This window comes from Novosphingobium sp. B-7 (genome assembly GCF_000410615.1).
Taxonomy (GTDB): domain Bacteria; phylum Pseudomonadota; class Alphaproteobacteria; order Sphingomonadales; family Sphingomonadaceae; genus Novosphingobium; species Novosphingobium capsulatum.
The window spans coordinates 1-15,208 of sequence record NZ_KE148331.1; the positions used below are offsets into that span (position 1 = coordinate 1).

The following is a 15,208-nucleotide window of genomic DNA, read 5'->3' on the forward strand; positions in this document are numbered from 1 at the left end:
GCCGCGGCGATGGCCTGTGCGGCAATGGCGGCGGCATCGGTGATGATCGGCTGTGCGGTCCAGGCCACCACTTTGGCCCGCGCGTTTGCCTGGCGCACCGGGCGGGGTGCCGCCGCCATGCCCGACAGCGCGGGATAGGGCGCGGCTTGCGCCTCTGCCAGATCGGGCAGCGGCGGCGCGGGCGAAAACGGATCAAGCAGCCGCCCGCGCATTTCGGCCGAAAGCGTGGCAGACAGCAACAGGGCGTGCCCGCCCAGCGCCAGATGGTTGCGCAGCACCGCGCGCAAGGTTTCGCCCATGAAGTGGTCTGAGGCATGCACTTCGTCCACCACCAGCAGGCTGCGCGCCAGCATGGCCGCCCGAAAATGGGCGTGGCGCAGTTGCAACCCGGCCATCAACGCCTGGTCGATCGTGCCCACGGCCACGCGCGCGGCCAGATAGCGTTTGGGCTGTTCGGCCGCCCAGCGCGCCTCGCTGGCGCCGTCATCGGGCCAGGTCACGGCAAAGCCCGGCAGCAAGCCCGCTTCGTCGGCCCCGCGCCGCCCATCCTGCATTCCGGCGCGGATATAGCCGGGCACTGCCAGCACTGCTTCCACCGTGCCGCCGGTCAGCCGTTGCAGCATGGCATTGACGCGGCCATGCAATTGCACCGCCGCCGATCGGGTCGGCAGTGCGAAATAGAGCCCATCTACCGCCCCCGCCGCGCGCAGGGCCAGCCAGCGCCACAGTGCCGCCTCGGTCTTGCCCGAACCGGTTTCCGCCTCGATCAGGGCAATCGCACCCAGGTCTGCCGCATCGCTTTCGCTCTGTGCGCCGCGCGGGGGATAGCCGAACAGCGCCTCGAACGTGGCAGCGGGCATTGCGCAATCGCCCAACCCGCGCGTTTCAATGGCCCGCGGACCATGATCGCGGCGCAACGCTTCGCGCGCGGCATCATGCGGGCCGGCCACGGGAAACAGCGCGGTGTCTGATCCCAGCCAATCGGCCAGGGTTACCAATCCGCCCAGCAGCGCGACAAAGGCCGGTGCCGGCGGCAGCGGCGGTCCCGGCGCAAAGGCCAGCGGAAAGCGCGCCGCCACATCACCGAGCAACGCGGCCAGTTGCGCCAGCGGATCATAGCCGTCGTGCGCGGCCCATTCGCTCCGCATCCGGGCAATGATCGGCTGCTCTACCGCCAGGGCGCCTTCGCGTTTCGAATAGGCATTCAGCGGCGTGCCATGGTGCGCCATCACGGCGGCAAAGTGTTCGCCACAGCCCCAGTCGCGCAGCATGGCAACCAACGGCGCCACTTCGGGCCTTTGCCGCAAGTCGGTGCGCAGCAAGGGCGCTGTTTCGCGGGTGTGCCCAACCAGGCGCGCGCCGGGAAACTGCCGCAACCAGAAACCCCGGTTGGCCTTGCCCAGATCGTGCAGATAGGCCAGCACGCACAGCCGCGCCACATCCTGCGCGCCCAGCTCCCGCTCCGCCGCGCGGTTCAGCAAGCGTTGCCAATGCCCTTGCGCCACCAGTTGGGCAAACACTGCCGCCACATCGCCGCCGTGATCCGTCAGCGGCAGGGCTGACCGGTGCGCCAGCTCATCAGCCAACTTGGCCCAGGCGCGTGGAATGGGGCTAGACATGCCCCCCACTTTGCCGCGAAACAACGCTACCCGCCACCCGCTTTTGCACAAGGGTCGACGGCACCGCTTGCACGACGCGTCGGCTCTTTCCCTTTGTGAACAGAATGTTGTATAACAGGGTTTCCCCCGCACGCGCGGGGATAGTCCCAATCTAGGTGTTGGCGCGGTCTCAGGATCGCCGTTTCCCCCGCACGCGCGGGGATAGTCCCAACTTCTCCAACCCGAACACCGGGCTGGCTTGGTTTCCCCCGCACGCGCGGGGATAGTCCCGGCGGTGTTGGCATTTCCACGCAGGCAAATGAGTTTCCCCCGCACGCGCGGGGATAGTCCCCACCTCCAACGCCGCACGGTGCGGCAGGAGGAGTCTCCCCCGCACGCGCGGGGATAGTCCCGTCACCGTGCCCGGTATCTCCGCGATCACGCAGTTTCCCCCGCACACGCGGGGATTTCCCTCGGACCTTGTTGAATAGAACGGTCACGTTCAATTCAGATGGGTTGGTGTCGCGGCACCTTGCATAGCGGGAGCGGGGCTGAATACGTTGATATATGAGCATTTAATTGCATTTATCTCTATCATTGTTCACGCGCCGCGCGGCCTTGGGGATCACCCAGGCCGAAGCGGCGCGGCAGTCGGGCGTATCCTATAGCACTTGGCGGCGGATGGAGACGCAAGGGGGCGCGTCGATCGAGGATCTGGTGCGGGCCGCCATCGTGCTGCGCTGCGAGCAGCATCTCGAGGCGCTGTTTCTGCCGCCGCCGGCCACCAGCATGGATGATCTGCTCAAGGCCCAGAAACAGGCGCGCTCCCGCCTCCCGGCATCGCGCCAGCCCGTGCCGGCCAGGTCATCGCCGAAGTGGCGGATGCCGTGGCCGCCTGGCCCGCCCATTCGCAAGCGGCAGGCGTCACCGCCTCCCGCGCCGAAATCACCGCGCGGCTCGGGCAGATCGCGCGCGATTTCGAGGGCGGTTAGCAGCCGTTCAGCGCGCGGATGCGGGCGATGTAGGCGCGCCCATCGCACACCTTGCTACCCGTGGCATAGTGATAGCGTACGCTCCAGGTATCGTTGCCCAGCGGCGCCACCCGCGCAAGTCCACCGGCTCGCGCTGCGAGCCATAGAATGCGCTGGGCGCCGCACCCGGAAACGCCTGAGGCGGCCAGCCAGCAATGGCGTTCCGTCGCCGACCAGATGCGTCCGAGGCTCCCAAGACTGGCGACTTTGATGGACCATGCCGAACCCGATGTCCTGGCATACATGGGCACCTGTTTAGAGTTGGATATCCCTCTTACCGGCTGTCCAGTCGATCCAGCCAAGCTTGCGCCTGCTTGGGCTCGCCTACCGCATCCGACTTGACAGGCCCACGAGATGCGAGGAATTCCTGTTGAAGCGCGAAAGGCGGCATGCCGAGCTGCTCTCTCATTTGGTCGGTCGCCTGACCGATTTCAGCCAAATTTTCGATGACCGGGGCTACAGCCTTGCGCGACCAGCGGTCTGCGTTGTGATCAAAAAGGCCCCATTTTCCTGCAGCCGTAACGCGCAAGGCATCAATCAGCGCTGCCATATATTCCGTTTCAAGTTCTGTACGACGAACGTCGAGGCGTTCCAACCTATCAGCCTTTGCCATCCTTTGATTGGTACATGGCCCCGCAGCTGTCCGCAACGTTGGCGGCTGTCCCCATTCGTTGGCGCCGCGTTTAGGGATGAACCAACGACCGGTTCTGTTGCCGCGATCATTGCTCATTAAATGGCGGGTAATAGGGCAATAGTCACTCAACTCCGACGCGATGACAGCCGCCTTCTTGATGTTCGAGCCTGACGGTCCGGTCGGTGAAGCGCTGCGCAATGTCGATGGCGGTGACCAGATGCTGGCTGGGCTTGACCGTCGTGAACGCGCCGCCGCCTGCCAACACGAATGGCAGGATGAGCTGATCGGCAAGATAGGGCCCGGCAAAGGCATCGCTTTCCAGATAGCCGCGCATCCGCGCCGCAGCGGTCTTGCCCAATCGCTCTGCAGTCACGCCCAATTGGCCAAAGCCGCTGACGATTTCGGTCACTTCTTGATAGCGGGCCTCCAGCATCAGGATCGCGCCGGGGCCTTGATCGTCGGGCAGTTTGCGAATGGCAAAGTCCTCTGCATCCCAGCCGGGCAAATCCTTGCGGGCCCGATCGAGCATGCGCTGCGGGATTTCGCCGGCAAGGCCGCAATAGGCCGCCTGCGCCCCCACGCAGAGCAAATCCCCGCGCCAGGTGCAGTCGACGGGCACCAGCGGCGCCGGCGCAATCTCCACCTCGATCCGCCCGCCGCCGCGCGGGTAAAAGCCATGGCGCATCAGGCGCGCGGAGACGCGCGGCCCCATGCGGTTGATGATGGGAAGAAAGCAGCGCTCGATAAAATCGAACGGCGGGGCCAGCATGTTGTGCGTGCCCCCTTCAAGTACCAGCCGCGACGGGCCGTCGGCCAGAAGCAGCGGCATCAGCACCGTTTGCAGCACCAGCCCGGTACTGCCCGCAGTTCCAACGGCAAAGCGATAGTCTCCGGCCTGGGCCTTGCCGGGATGGAAGGTGAGGTCGGACGAGCCCACCGTCAGGCCGCTGCATTCGCTGCCAGAAATGGCCGCCGCAGCCTCTACCGCGGTCACATGCTGGCGCATCAGCCCCGGCTTGGAACGCTTGGCGCGAATGTTGGTGATGCGGAAAGGCTGGCCAGTGACCAGCGACAGCGCGCACGAATTGCGCACCATCTGGCCACCGCCTTCGCCTTCGGATCCATCGATCGTAATCATCTGCTCTTCTCGATTGGGCGCTGTGCGAAGGGGAGTTACCCCTTCACGCAGACCACCTGCTTCAATGTGTGGACGATCTCGACCAGATCGGCCTGCGCCGCCATCACGGCCTCAATCGGCTTGTAGGCGCGGGGCGTTTCATCGATCACGCCGACATCCTTGCGGCATTCGACGCCCGCGGTATCGGCGATATGGTCGGCCAGGCTGACCAAGCGCTTGGCCGCTGTGCGGCTCATCACGCGGCCTGCGCCATGCGAACAACTGTCAAAGCTCTCCGCATTGCCGAGGCCGCGCACGATGAAGCTTTTCGCCCCCATCGAACCGGGGATGATGCCCAACACGCCCTTGGCCGCCCGCACCGCGCCCTTGCGGGTGACCAGCACGTTCTCGCCGAAGTGGTTTTCGCGCGTCACATAGTTGTGGTGACAGTTCACCGCTTCCAACTCGGCGTCGAACGGCTTGGCGATCTGGCCCCGCAGAGCGGATATCACATTGGCCATCATCATCCGCCGGTTGAGCGCCGCGAAATCCTGTGCCCAGCCCACCGCTTCGACATAGTCGTCGAAATGGTCGGTCCCTTCCGGGAAATAGGCAAGGTCTTCATCGGGCAGGTTGATGTGCCACTTGCGCATGTCCTGCTTGGCCAGTTCGATGAAAAAGCTGCCAATCGCATTGCCCACCCCGCGTGATCCGGAATGCAGCATCACCCACACCCGTGCGTCCTGGTCGAGGCACAGTTCGATGAAGTGATTGCCGGTGCCCAGCGTGCCCAGGTGCGTGAGATTGTTGGTGTTCTTCAATCGGGGATGCTTGTCGCAGATCTGCGCAAAGCGCACCGCCAGGCCGGCCCAGGCCTCGACAATCGCGGCCGGCGGGTTGCCCCATGAGCCGTGATCGCGCTTGCCACGCCCCACGCTGCGCCCATGCGGCACGGCCTGCTCGATGGCGCTGCGGATGCCTTCCAGATTGTCGGGCAGGTCATGCGCCATCAGCGAGGTGCGTGCGGCCATCATGCCGCAGCCGATGTCCACCCCCACCGCAGCCGGGATTACCGCACCGCGCGTGGGGATGACCGAACCGACCGTGGCACCGATGCCGACGTGCACGTCGGGCATGGCGGCGACATGCTTGAAGATGAACGGCATCTTGGCCGCGCGCACCAATTGCGCGCGCGCTTCGTCTTCCACCGGCACGCCGCGTGTCCACATCTTGATCGGCATGCCGCCTTCGACGTTCTGCACTTCATACGTAGTTTCAGCCATACCGGCCTCCCGCATTGTCATCGTGGTGCCGGCGGCGCGGCTCTGGCAAGTCGCAAGCCGTCCATGGCAAATTTCCTGTGGGGGGCGTCCGGGGGCGGCCGGCCCATTCCGACCGCCCCTGTTGCCGCTTACCTGTCGGGCTGTTCGACTGACCCGACGCCATCCACATTGCAGATGGCGTGCCAATTTTCGGGATGACGTTGCAAAAATCGATCAAGCCACTGATTATATTATCAATTAAAATAGGGATGCCGTTCGGGAGCGAAACCGATCATCCGATATACTCACCAATTTGTATCCTGACATATAAGCTGATATAAAATTCGCGCATGAGGCCCACCACCGTCATCAGCTTCCTCGGCTCCACGCTGGACGCTGCCAAATTCGGTCCATCGCGCTGGACGAAGTGGCGGCCGTCGGTAGGCCTGTGCATGCACGAGGATCTGCGCGTGGATCGCTTCGTGATGATCCACGGCACTTTGCACGGCCGCCTTGCGGACTATGTGACGCAGGACATTGCCTCGGTTTCGCCCGAGACGCGGGTGGAACGGCATGTTCTCGATTTCCAGGACGCCTGGGATTTCGAGGAGGTCTACGGCAAGCTGCTTGACCTTGCGCGCGAGCTGGCCCTGGACCCGGACGCTGAGGACGTGCTGGTGCATATCACCACTGGCACCCATGTTGCGCAGATCTGCCTGTTCCTGCTGACTGAGGCGCATTATCTGCCCGGGCGCCTGCTCCAGACCCAGCCCCGGCGCGGCGCGCCCGATGCGGCAGGTACGTGGAGCGTGATTGATCTCGATCTCTCGCGCTACGACAGCATCGCCACGCGCTTTGCCAGCGAAAGCGCAGAGCGTTCGTCCTTCCTCAAATCGGGGATCGAGACGCGCAATCCTGCCTTCAATGCCATGATCGACGAGATCGAGCAGGTGGCCGGTCGCACGCGCGCGCCGATCCTGCTGATGGGACCAACCGGCGCGGGCAAAAGCCAGCTCGCCCGCCGCATCTTCGAACTCAAGAAGCTCAAGCGCCAGATGACGGGCAGCTTTGTTGAAGTGAACTGCGCTACCTTGCGTGGGGACAGCGCGATGTCGGCACTATTTGGCCACAAGAAGGGCGCGTTTACCGGCGCGGCGGCCGATCGTGCCGGACTTTTGCGGAGTGCCGATGGCGGGATGCTGTTCCTCGATGAAATCGGCGAACTGGGTCTCGACGAGCAGGCGATGATCCTGCGCGCGATCGAGGACAAGCGGTTCCTGCCCGTGGGCGCCGACAAGGAGGCGCAGAGCGAATTCCAGCTGATCGCCGGGACCAACCGCGATCTGGCGTCGTGCGTGGCGGCAGGCACTTTCCGCGAAGACCTCTACGCCCGCCTCAACCTCTGGACGTTTGCGCTTCCCGGCCTTTCCGAGCGGCGCGAGGATATCGCTCCCAACCTTGACTATGAACTCGACCGTCATGCCGAGCGCGAAGGCGAGCGGGTGACGTTCAACAAGGAAGCGCGCGCCGATTACCTTGCCTTCGCGCTGTCTCCCGCCGCGCGCTGGTCAGGCAATTTTCGCGATCTGGCCGCCAGCGTGACGCGCATGGCGACCTTTTCGCCCAAGGGACGGATCGATGTTGCGGCGGTGACCAAGGAAATCGAGCGGCTCAAGCGTCTTTGGGGCGATGGGGCGAGGGATGGGGACGGGCTGGGACGTTGGCTATCGCCCGATGCGCTGGACGACCTCGACCCGTTTGATCGCGTGCAACTGGCCTATGTCGTGGCGACTTGCGCATCTGCCCGGTCGCTGTCGGAAGCAGGCCGCAAACTCTTCGCCGCCTCGCGCGAGAAGCGTGCCAGCACCAACGACGCCGACCGGCTGCGCAAATATCTGGCGCGGTTCGGGCTGGGATGGGACGATTTCAAAGGCAGGCAATAATGCTGGGTGCCAGCCTAACTATACAATCTCAAATGACGGACCTATCCATTCGCGATGAGCAGCCCGATCTTGCCAAACTACTATCTCGACGATCCTCGCCTGCGAGCGGCCGAAGCGCGCTATACGTTCTTCCTGCCAAGCATGGCCGAGATCGCTGCAGTGCAGCCCAACGATCTCGTCAAGCTGCTGTTCGAATACACGCACGAGACCGAGGAATATGCCGGTGAGCGAATGTGGGTTAAAGTTGGGCGGGCCGAAGGAGACCACCTGTCTGGTACGCTAGGCAATCAACCCTATGAACCGACCTCCCCGCTCAAACCTGACGACGCCATCACGTTTGAGCGCCACCATATAGTCGACATCATCTGGAACAGGCCCGATGATGCTCCTCCCACATCGGAATACCGTGAGTATTGGGAGCGCTGCCTTGTCGACGATTGCGTGCTCAATGGCAGTGAGCCGATCGAATATCTCTATCGCGAGGAGCCAGACATGACGCAGGAGGGCGACAAACACACCGATAGCGGATGGCGGATCAGAGGGCGCTTTAACGGTGCTTCCGACGAGGAACTGGCGGAGCGCAAAGCGTCCTATGTCGCGCTGGGCGCGGTATTGAACCGGGATGACAGCTGGCTTGCGTGGATTGATGAGCCAGCCGGGACAAGGCTGACTCGCAACTTTGAAACGGGGATTTACGTCAGGGAGGAATAGGTCATTCAAGCCACTTGGCCGAGCCTCGTTCCACTTCCGCCTGCGCCAGCCGCAACAGCGCCGGATCGCCTTCGGTCAGCACCTCCAGCAGGCTGGAAATCTCGCGCAGATAGACTCGCGCAAAGCCATCGCCGTGCTCCACGATCGAGCGCGTGTTGGAAATCACATCGGCCAGCTTGACGGTCTTCATCTCGGCAGGGGCCCGGGCCAGGTGCGCGCGGTCGATCGCCTTGCGGATCGCGCGATTACCGTCTTCTGGGCGGCTGGCGTCGGTAAGCCATGCCACCCCTTGCGCGATGTCCTCGCCAAATGCGGCGCGGACATCCTCGATGGTTGCCTCGGTATCCTCGACCACATCGTGAAGCAGGGCTGCCACAATCATTGTGGGCGTTCCACCAACGTCCGCCACCGTTCGTGCCACTTCCAGGCAATGCAGCACATAGGGCTCGCCGGTGTATTTGCGCTGCTGCTTGCCGTGCATGCGCGTGGCGAAAGCGCAGGCATCGAGAACCAGCGGCAATGCGGCAAGGTCTTGGGACAACAATCCGATATCTCCGGAAGATCGGTGGGTGAACGCGAGCCCACCCACCGATGCGAATTCAAGCCGATCTTAGCTGAAACCGTTCACCGGCATAGACCCGAACCGCATTGCCACGTTCAAGCTCCTGATGAACTTGCCATTGCTCTCGGCGCCCGTCGTCCCTGGCCCGCTGGTGTCGCGCTTGCAGCATGATCGCCAGTTTCAGCCACGCCAGCTTGCGGTTGGCGTGCTGCGAGCGCTGCTCCTGCGCCATGGCGACAAGGCCGGTTGGCCGGTGCGTTGCCCGCACTGCACTGTCGGTCTTGTTGACATGCTGGCCGCCCGGCCCACTGGCGCGCATCGCCTGATAATCGATATCCTCCTCTTCCAGATCGATCATCTCTTCAGGCGTGGGCGCCAAGGATACGCCAACGAACCAGTTGCGCCGCTTGTGGGTAGGACGAAAGGGACTGTTGCCGATCCACTGGTTGGTACCGATACGCTGGGCGGCAAAGACCACCGATCCCTCGCCAGCGATGCGCAGCAGGACGGACGCGGGCAACGCCTCCGCCCCATCCAGCAATGCGCATTCCAGCCCCGCCGCCTTGGCCTCCCGCGTAAAGGCGCGGGCCAGTCCTGCCACCACCCAGCAGCATTCCCGTGGGCCCTTGCCCGCCGTGATATGCAGGATCACCTCGTTCATGCTGCCCTCGTCTTGTAGCTGAGCAAGGGGCGCAGCTTGGCAATCACGCGGATCAACCCAACTTGTTCCAGATCGGCGATGACCATGCCGATATCCTTGTAGGCGTCGGGCGCTTCTTCGAAGATCAGGCGGCGATCCTCGCAGATCACCTGGCTGCCAAGCGCGGTGCGTTGCAGATCAGCCACCTTGAAGCGGCGCGATAGGCGCGCGTGGGCATCCTTTCGGCTCCACTTGCGCCCCGCGCCATGGGCCAGCGAATGAAGCGCATGATCGGCTGCTTCCGCGATGGGTTCGACCAGATAGCTGAAATCGCCACGCGAGCCAGGGATGGTCACCAGCCCGCGATCGGCCGGCGCCGCCCCTTTGCGGTGCAGCCATCCGCCCCGATGCGGCGTCACGCTGTTGTGGCAGATATCCAATACGCGCCGGCCATCAAACCCCAGGCTCTCGCAAAAGCGCCGGGCGATGATCTGGCGGTTGAGAATGGCCCATGCCAGCGCGCCATCATGCTCCGCCAGATAGGCCTTCGCCTTGGCATGCCCAGCAGGAATGCCTTGGCGCGCGTCTGCTTGGCGATGCGCCTGCAGGATGGCTTGTCCCAACCCGCGCGAGCCACTGTGAACCATCATCCACACGCGATCATGACGCAGGCCCAGGTCGGCAAAGCGTGTCTCATCGGCAATGGCTTCGATGCGCTGGAATTCGACGAAGTGGTTGCCACCACCAATCGTGCCCAGCGCCGGACTGGCGACACGCGGCGGGAGTCCAACCTCGGCCAGAGCCTCCGCATGATCGCCTGCCCAAGGCGCGTCGAGCCCGTGCAACTTGCGTTCGATCGCACTGAGGCGAAACTTGCGCACGAGGCAGTCTGTTTCCCACAAGGCCATGCCGCAGCCGATGTCGCTACCGACGAGATGCGGCCAGACGTGGCTTGGCGACCAGAAGGCCGCGCCCACGGCAATGCCATTGCCGGCATGCAGATCGGGCAGGCCGACAATGCGCGCCATTCCGTCATAACGCGCGCACGCTTCGAGTTGATCGAGCGCCACGGGATCGAAACGCGCTGGATCCGTGGCAATCAGGGTTATGGCGCTCATTGCGCACCACCCCGGCCACGGTTTTGGCCAAAGCGAAAAGCAACAAGGATAACGATGTCGGTAAAATTAGCGGCGCGATGGCCGCGAAAAGCCATCAGGCGAAACGGTTCGCCTGCGATGGAATTGCCCATGCAATCTGTTCCTGAACACAGGGAAATAAGAAGTGATGTGTGGTGCGGGCGAATGCTGCGCGCATGGTCTTCTCCTTTCCTTGTTCAAAAACAGGCCGGTCTTGGCTGGCAGCGGCGATAGTTCGGATTGACCTGCTGGGCAAGTCATTCAACAAGGGGCTGTCGATTTTTGTGCGGGGCGTTGCTTGAAAACCATTCTGTTCGTTTGCAGCCAGAACCGTCTCCGCAGCCCGACGGCAGAGCAAGTGTTCGCCCATTACCCTGGGTTGGAAGTGTCTTCTGCCGGCACCAATCATGATGCGGAAAACCCGCTGACCGCTGAACTGGTATCATGGGCCGATGTGATCGTCGTGATGGAAAAGCAGCACCGCGCCAAGCTGCAGCGGCGTTTCCGCGGGGCTTTGCGCGGGCAGCGCGTGATCTGCCTGGATATTCCGGACGAATATGCCTTCATGCAGTCGGAGCTGGTGGAATTGCTCAAGGCCCGTATGGCGCGGCATCTGCCGCCCGCATGATCGTGAATGGATGGCTGCTTCCGACGCAAGTTATTGGGCTTGCCAAGGTCGGCTTTGTCAGCATTCCTTCACCAAATTTGCTGTTCTTACAGTCCGCCCGGTTTGCCAAAAGCCGGGCCCATACCACTGGGCGCCGATGCATCGACGGGAGCGGCGGCGGTCGGTGTTGCGCGTGGCTGGGAGGCGGGCGGGCAAACGACTGTGTTCTCGACAGTGAAGGTCAAATGCTGACCACCGGCGATGATATCATCGTGCAAGGGCCTTGATGGAACAGCCTCCCCACGGCGCAACGCTTCACGCACCCCTGCACAGCCCACGGAGCTGAGCGCGCCAATTTTCGCCCATTTGCCATTGGCGTCTAGGCCGTACACTGGCGAGGAGCCGCCATACGTGTTCGCTGCTGCTTGGATGACGACTTGGGGCACGTCTCGTTTGGCGGTAGCCGGCTTGTCGGATGGCGCTGGCCCGTCGATGACCAGCAGCAACGGCGCACCAGAATCCTTGCCCGGCAGCACGATGACATCGCATGGTGCACCGTTTTTCATGCAATCCGGTCCGGCAAAATAATCCGACGAATCCGCCCATTTGGTCTTGCGGAAACCATCAGGTAGTCGGGCGCCCTTGGGATAGACCGAGGCATGGGTGAAGGCAGGCTCGGTCTGGGCAGGGTCGGGGGTGTCGCCGCCGTCGCTGTACGAAAAATGCTGGAGGACTTGCGCCTGTCTGGCACGCATCGCGATTTCCGGCGTACTGCTGCCCGCCAGCGCGGCAAGCGCATTCGTGCCATAGCCCCCAGAATTGAAGCGCAGGAACTGATAATCGAACTTCGCCGCCGCCAGCTTGCCCGAGGTCAATCGTGCAACCTGACTGTTGACCGAAATCCGCGCCGGATCAGCGATGGGGGTCAGTTTCAGCACCAGAACGGCCACAATCCCGAGGCTTGCGGCGATATTGACAGGTTCGATGCCCTTGAGCCACGGCCCCTTCAGCACCGCCGCGCGGGTGTAACCCGCCGCGTAAATCAACCCGATGGTCGCCGCCATCGCGGAGCGTAGTCGCATCGGCGTCCAGCCATACTGACCCACCCGCTGGGCAATGGCATAGGTGGCGAGCAGCGTCATCAATAGCATCATCGGCGGCGCGACGCGTCCTGCCCAACGGATCACCGCCGGGGTAGGCTGGTCGCCATCCTTGTAAGCCGCATTCAGCAGGACCAGCGTGACAACCACTGCCCACAGCAGGATCGATGCCGCAAACCGCGTGCCCCACAAGGGGGTGAGGCCGGTGAACACCAGCCCCAGCAGGAACCCCCAGCCCAGCACCACCACCAGCGGTAACAACCACGCCAGCAGCGTCAGCCCCAAATTGCGCATCCCGTGCAACAAGGCCGGGCGTACGTCGGTGATGTGCACCGAGGCGGCGAAAGCGAGCGCGAGTAACGGGCAACGGAACCAGTTATGCTCGATCATATGCCCGAACCAGTCGAGATGGATGAGCCCGAACAGTGCCCGCCCCAGTTCGATGACGCCCCATACCAGCGCCGTAAAAATCAGCGACAGCAAGAACTGGAAGGCGCGCATCCAACTGTCTTCGAAATGGTCGGCATAGCGGGACCACAGGCTGGCACCGCGCGCCTTGTGCTCCAGCAACTGATTGACGATGAAAGTGCCAATCCCAGCGCAGAACATCAGCGTGAACGAGGGCCAAATGCGGTTGGTGGCGGCGCCCCAACCATTCTCGACAGGATCACGCCAGATATCGTAGCCCGCCAAGCTGGCCAACACCGCGCATGCAACTGCCAGATAGATGGCCAGGGGCCGTTTGGCCATGCGCCAGACTTCTGCCAGTGCGATCACCGGCAGGATTGCCACGATGAGGCAAAGCGCGGCAAACACGCCGGGATGCCGATAGGGCCACCATTGCATGACATCGGGCTGTTTGGTGTACCCTGAGGCCTTGGGCAAAAGTTCCAGCAATGCCCAAGCGCAGATGCCCTGCGCAAAACCGATGACCAGGCGCAGATTAAACAAAGAGAACAGTGACACTTGCGACGGTGGGCCTTCTTGCTCCTGCGCTTCACCGTTCATCTCGAAGCCTTTCATCCATTGCCCGAGGCATGGTGTAGCAAGTTACTTGGCACAGGCAATGTATGGTCACGCCTTCGCTGTGGCGCATCGAAGTGAGATTTGATCAGAGTGCAGGCTCATGGCATTGCCCGGTGAACTGGTACTTGGCATATGGACGAACGGTCGGTTTCGGCGGCAGGGTCAGAGGCTCTGAACGACCGCAATTAGGGCGATTACACCATGGATCGCGACACAGGTGCCGCCGAAAACATCTGCTTGTCGGCACTCGTGTAGCCGGGGCAGAGCAGTTAGCCACGCGAGCGGTTTTCAGGGCTGCTCAAGAAATCGCCAAATGGCTGAAAACAGCCATTTCTTGCCTCATCGAACATCACTGTTATTGTCGGTGGCAAGCAGCGGTCGATGATGCCGCGCGCTGTTTGCCTGTGATGACGATGCTTTTGCGGCCAAGATGGCGGCACGGCGGCAGAATATTTGCGATTACATATTGTTGTTGGTCAGTGGTCAAGCCCCAGGCGGCTCGATCGTTGACCGAAATGCGTGCGACGGCTAAATGATGCATATGCATCATGATTCGCTTTCGATCGATGGCGTGGCATGCGCCTGCAACGCGCTGCGCAAGGCCGCGCGCGCGATGACCCGCTTCTATGACGAGGTCATGGAAGGGTCTGCCCTGTCGCTCACCCAGTTTGCGGTCTTGCGGAATATCGCGCGGCACGAACCGGTGCCGCTGATGGACCTGGCGCACGTGCTGGTGATGGACCGGACCACGCTGTATCGCACGCTCAAGCCGCTGGAGCGGGAAGGGTGGATCGCTGTTGCCGAGGGCAAGGGGCGCGCCAAGCAGGCGCGCCTGACGGCGCAGGGACGCGACGCGGTGGCCAATTCGCAAGGCGCCTGGGAAGAGGCGCAGCGGCGCATGATCGGCGCGTTTGGTCCAGAGCGCTGGGCCGGCGTGGAAGCGGCGCTGGGTGACCTTGTCACGCTGGCGCAGGGAAGCCAGGCATGAGCCGCCTGCTGCACAAGACCGGGCTGGTGCCCGCGCGCCTTCACCTGATCCTGATCGTCGCGGCGACGTTCCTGGCGCTTTTGGTCTCGGCCGGGCTGCGCGCCACGCCCGGCGTGCTGATGGTGCCTTTGCAGGTCAACTTCGGCTGGGACCGGGCAACGATCTCGTTCGCCGCCGCGATCGGCATCTTTCTCTATGGCCTGGTCGGCCCCTTTGCGGCGGCACTGATGGTTTCGTTCGGCATCCGCCGCACCATGCTGGCCGGGCTGATGCTGATGTCGCTCGCCACCTTTGCCAGCCTGTGGATGCGGCTGCCGTGGCACTATGTGCTGACCTGGGGGGTATTGTCGGGCATCGGCAGCGGCGCGGTTGCCTCGGTGCTGGGTGCGGCCGTGGTCAATCGCTGGTTCGCCACGCGGCAGGGGCTGGTCATGGGCCTGCTGAGTGCCAGCACAGCCACGGGTGCGCTGATTTTCCTGCCGCTGCTGGCCTGGCTTTCGCGCGACGGCGCGTGGCGGCCGGTGGTTCTGGCGGTCAGCCTGGTCTGCCTGGCGCTGGTGCCGCTCGTGGCCCTGGTCATGCCCGAACATCCCGCCGACATCGGCACGCGCCGCTTTGGCGAAGGGCCCGACAGCCCGCCGCCGCCTGCGCCGCGCCAGGCCCGCACGGCCGGCCTGGCGCTCAGCGTGTTGGTGCGCGCGGTGCGGCAGCCCATGTTCTGGCTGCTGTTCGGCACGTTCTTTGTCTGCGGGCTGACCACCAATGGCCTGGTCGGCACGCACATGATCGCATTCTGCGGGGACCATGGCATTGCCCCGGTGGCCGCTGCCGGGCTGCTGTCCACCATGGGCTT

14 protein-coding genes, 1 pseudogene and 1 CRISPR repeat array are annotated in these 15,208 nt (G+C 63.4%); of the genes and pseudogenes, 6 read left to right on the plus strand and 9 right to left on the minus strand.

The genetic code is table 11. The features are described 5' to 3' along the window. On the minus strand, positions 1-1,619 hold a 1,619-nt coding region (locus H926_RS26935), incomplete at its 3' end, for a CRISPR-associated endonuclease Cas3'' (protein WP_082209113.1). 119 nt (positions 1,620-1,738) lie between these two features. Then, a CRISPR array of direct repeats spans positions 1,739-2,072; the repeat unit is 29 nt; unit sequence GTTTCCCCCGCACGCGCGGGGATAGTCCC. A gap of 123 nt (positions 2,073-2,195) precedes the next feature. Between H926_RS26935 and H926_RS35435 the strand changes: the two are divergent. Beyond that, positions 2,196-2,342, plus strand: a pseudogene (locus tag H926_RS35435) (helix-turn-helix domain-containing protein); the annotation flags it as partial. 561 nt (positions 2,343-2,903) lie between these two features. Here H926_RS35435 and H926_RS0110875 read toward each other — a convergent pair. From H926_RS0110875 to H926_RS0110885, 3 genes are all read right to left on the minus strand, one after another. Then, on the minus strand, positions 2,904-3,242 hold the full coding sequence (locus H926_RS0110875; RefSeq protein ID WP_022676321.1) for a hypothetical protein: 339 nt from the start codon (positions 3,240-3,242) through the stop codon (positions 2,904-2,906). A 142-nt stretch (positions 3,243-3,384) separates the two neighbouring features. Then, the gene (gene rtcA, locus H926_RS0110880; protein ID WP_022676322.1) at positions 3,385-4,401 is read right to left on the minus strand and encodes an RNA 3'-terminal phosphate cyclase; all 1,017 of its coding nucleotides are present in this window, start codon (positions 4,399-4,401) and stop codon (positions 3,385-3,387) included. Between the two features lie 35 nt (positions 4,402-4,436). Continuing rightward, positions 4,437-5,663: an RtcB family protein gene (locus tag H926_RS0110885; protein WP_022676323.1), complete on the minus strand. Its 1,227-nt coding sequence runs from the start codon at positions 5,661-5,663 to the stop codon at positions 4,437-4,439. Between the two features lie 329 nt (positions 5,664-5,992). Between H926_RS0110885 and rtcR the strand changes: the two genes are divergently transcribed. Next, the gene (gene rtcR / locus H926_RS0110890) at positions 5,993-7,585 is read left to right on the plus strand and encodes an RNA repair transcriptional activator RtcR (protein ID WP_022676324.1); all 1,593 of its coding nucleotides are present in this window, start codon (positions 5,993-5,995) and stop codon (positions 7,583-7,585) included. Positions 7,586-7,639: 54 nt separating this feature from the next. After that, positions 7,640-8,296 carry a DUF2185 domain-containing protein gene (locus H926_RS0110895; RefSeq protein ID WP_022676325.1) on the plus strand — a complete coding sequence of 219 codons (657 nt, stop codon included), beginning with the start codon at positions 7,640-7,642 and terminating at the stop codon, positions 8,294-8,296. Position 8,297: 1 nt separating this feature from the next. Here H926_RS0110895 and H926_RS0110900 read toward each other — a convergent pair whose 3' ends face one another. The 4 genes from H926_RS0110900 to H926_RS35440 are packed head-to-tail and all read right to left on the minus strand — an operon-like array spanning position 8,298 to position 10,747. After that, entirely contained in the window at positions 8,298-8,837 is a 540-nt protein-coding gene (locus H926_RS0110900; protein WP_202804693.1) for an HD domain-containing protein, read from the minus strand. Positions 8,838-8,895: 58 nt separating this feature from the next. Beyond that, a complete protein-coding gene (gene prfH, locus H926_RS0110905) occupies positions 8,896-9,519 on the minus strand; it encodes a peptide chain release factor H (protein ID WP_022676327.1) in 624 nt (207 codons plus the stop codon). Further along, positions 9,516-10,616 carry an RNA ligase RtcB family protein gene (locus H926_RS0110910; RefSeq protein ID WP_022676328.1) on the minus strand — a complete coding sequence of 367 codons (1,101 nt, stop codon included), beginning with the start codon at positions 10,614-10,616 and terminating at the stop codon, positions 9,516-9,518. The genes prfH and H926_RS0110910 overlap by 4 nt, the downstream gene beginning before the upstream one ends. After that, a complete protein-coding gene (locus tag H926_RS35440; RefSeq protein WP_022676329.1) occupies positions 10,613-10,747 on the minus strand; it encodes a hypothetical protein in 135 nt (44 codons plus the stop codon). The genes H926_RS0110910 and H926_RS35440 overlap by 4 nt, the downstream gene beginning before the upstream one ends. 185 nt (positions 10,748-10,932) lie before the next feature. On the opposite strand from H926_RS35440, the gene H926_RS0110920 reads away from it, so the two are divergent. Next, the gene (locus H926_RS0110920; protein ID WP_022676330.1) at positions 10,933-11,262 is read left to right on the plus strand and encodes a low molecular weight protein tyrosine phosphatase family protein; all 330 of its coding nucleotides are present in this window, start codon (positions 10,933-10,935) and stop codon (positions 11,260-11,262) included. Positions 11,263-11,348: 86 nt separating this feature from the next. Here the strand turns inward: H926_RS0110920 and H926_RS26940 are convergent, their stop codons facing one another. Then, the gene (locus tag H926_RS26940) at positions 11,349-13,349 is read right to left on the minus strand and encodes a DUF4153 domain-containing protein (RefSeq protein ID WP_202804694.1); all 2,001 of its coding nucleotides are present in this window, start codon (positions 13,347-13,349) and stop codon (positions 11,349-11,351) included. A gap of 559 nt (positions 13,350-13,908) precedes the next feature. On the opposite strand from H926_RS26940, the gene H926_RS0110930 reads away from it, so the two are divergent. Together H926_RS0110930 and H926_RS26945 are read left to right on the plus strand one after the other, a co-directional pair. Next, positions 13,909-14,355, plus strand: a complete 447-nt coding sequence (locus H926_RS0110930; RefSeq protein ID WP_043609124.1) for a MarR family winged helix-turn-helix transcriptional regulator — start codon at positions 13,909-13,911, stop codon at positions 14,353-14,355. Beyond that, positions 14,352-15,208: MFS transporter (locus tag H926_RS26945; protein ID WP_051146333.1), on the plus strand; the 857-nt coding region annotated here is incomplete at its 3' end. The genes H926_RS0110930 and H926_RS26945, both read left to right, overlap by 4 nt.

Coding starts and splice junctions, on each gene's coding strand:
- H926_RS0110930 (WP_043609124.1), top strand. CDS start 13,909: ATGCATCATGATTCGCTTTCGATCGATGGCGTGGCATGCGCCTGCAAC.
- H926_RS0110885 (WP_022676323.1), bottom strand. CDS start 5,663: ATGGCTGAAACTACGTATGAAGTGCAGAACGTCGAAGGCGGCATGCCG.
- H926_RS0110895 (WP_022676325.1), top strand. CDS start 7,640: ATGAGCAGCCCGATCTTGCCAAACTACTATCTCGACGATCCTCGCCTG.
- H926_RS26940 (WP_202804694.1), bottom strand. CDS start 13,349: ATGAACGGTGAAGCGCAGGAGCAAGAAGGCCCACCGTCGCAAGTGTCA.
- rtcR (WP_022676324.1), top strand. CDS start 5,993: ATGAGGCCCACCACCGTCATCAGCTTCCTCGGCTCCACGCTGGACGCT.
- H926_RS0110875 (WP_022676321.1), bottom strand. CDS start 3,242: ATGGCAAAGGCTGATAGGTTGGAACGCCTCGACGTTCGTCGTACAGAA.
- H926_RS35440 (WP_022676329.1), bottom strand. CDS start 10,747: ATGGGCAATTCCATCGCAGGCGAACCGTTTCGCCTGATGGCTTTTCGC.
- prfH (WP_022676327.1), bottom strand. CDS start 9,519: ATGAACGAGGTGATCCTGCATATCACGGCGGGCAAGGGCCCACGGGAA.
- H926_RS0110910 (WP_022676328.1), bottom strand. CDS start 10,616: ATGAGCGCCATAACCCTGATTGCCACGGATCCAGCGCGTTTCGATCCC.
- rtcA (WP_022676322.1), bottom strand. CDS start 4,401: ATGATTACGATCGATGGATCCGAAGGCGAAGGCGGTGGCCAGATGGTG.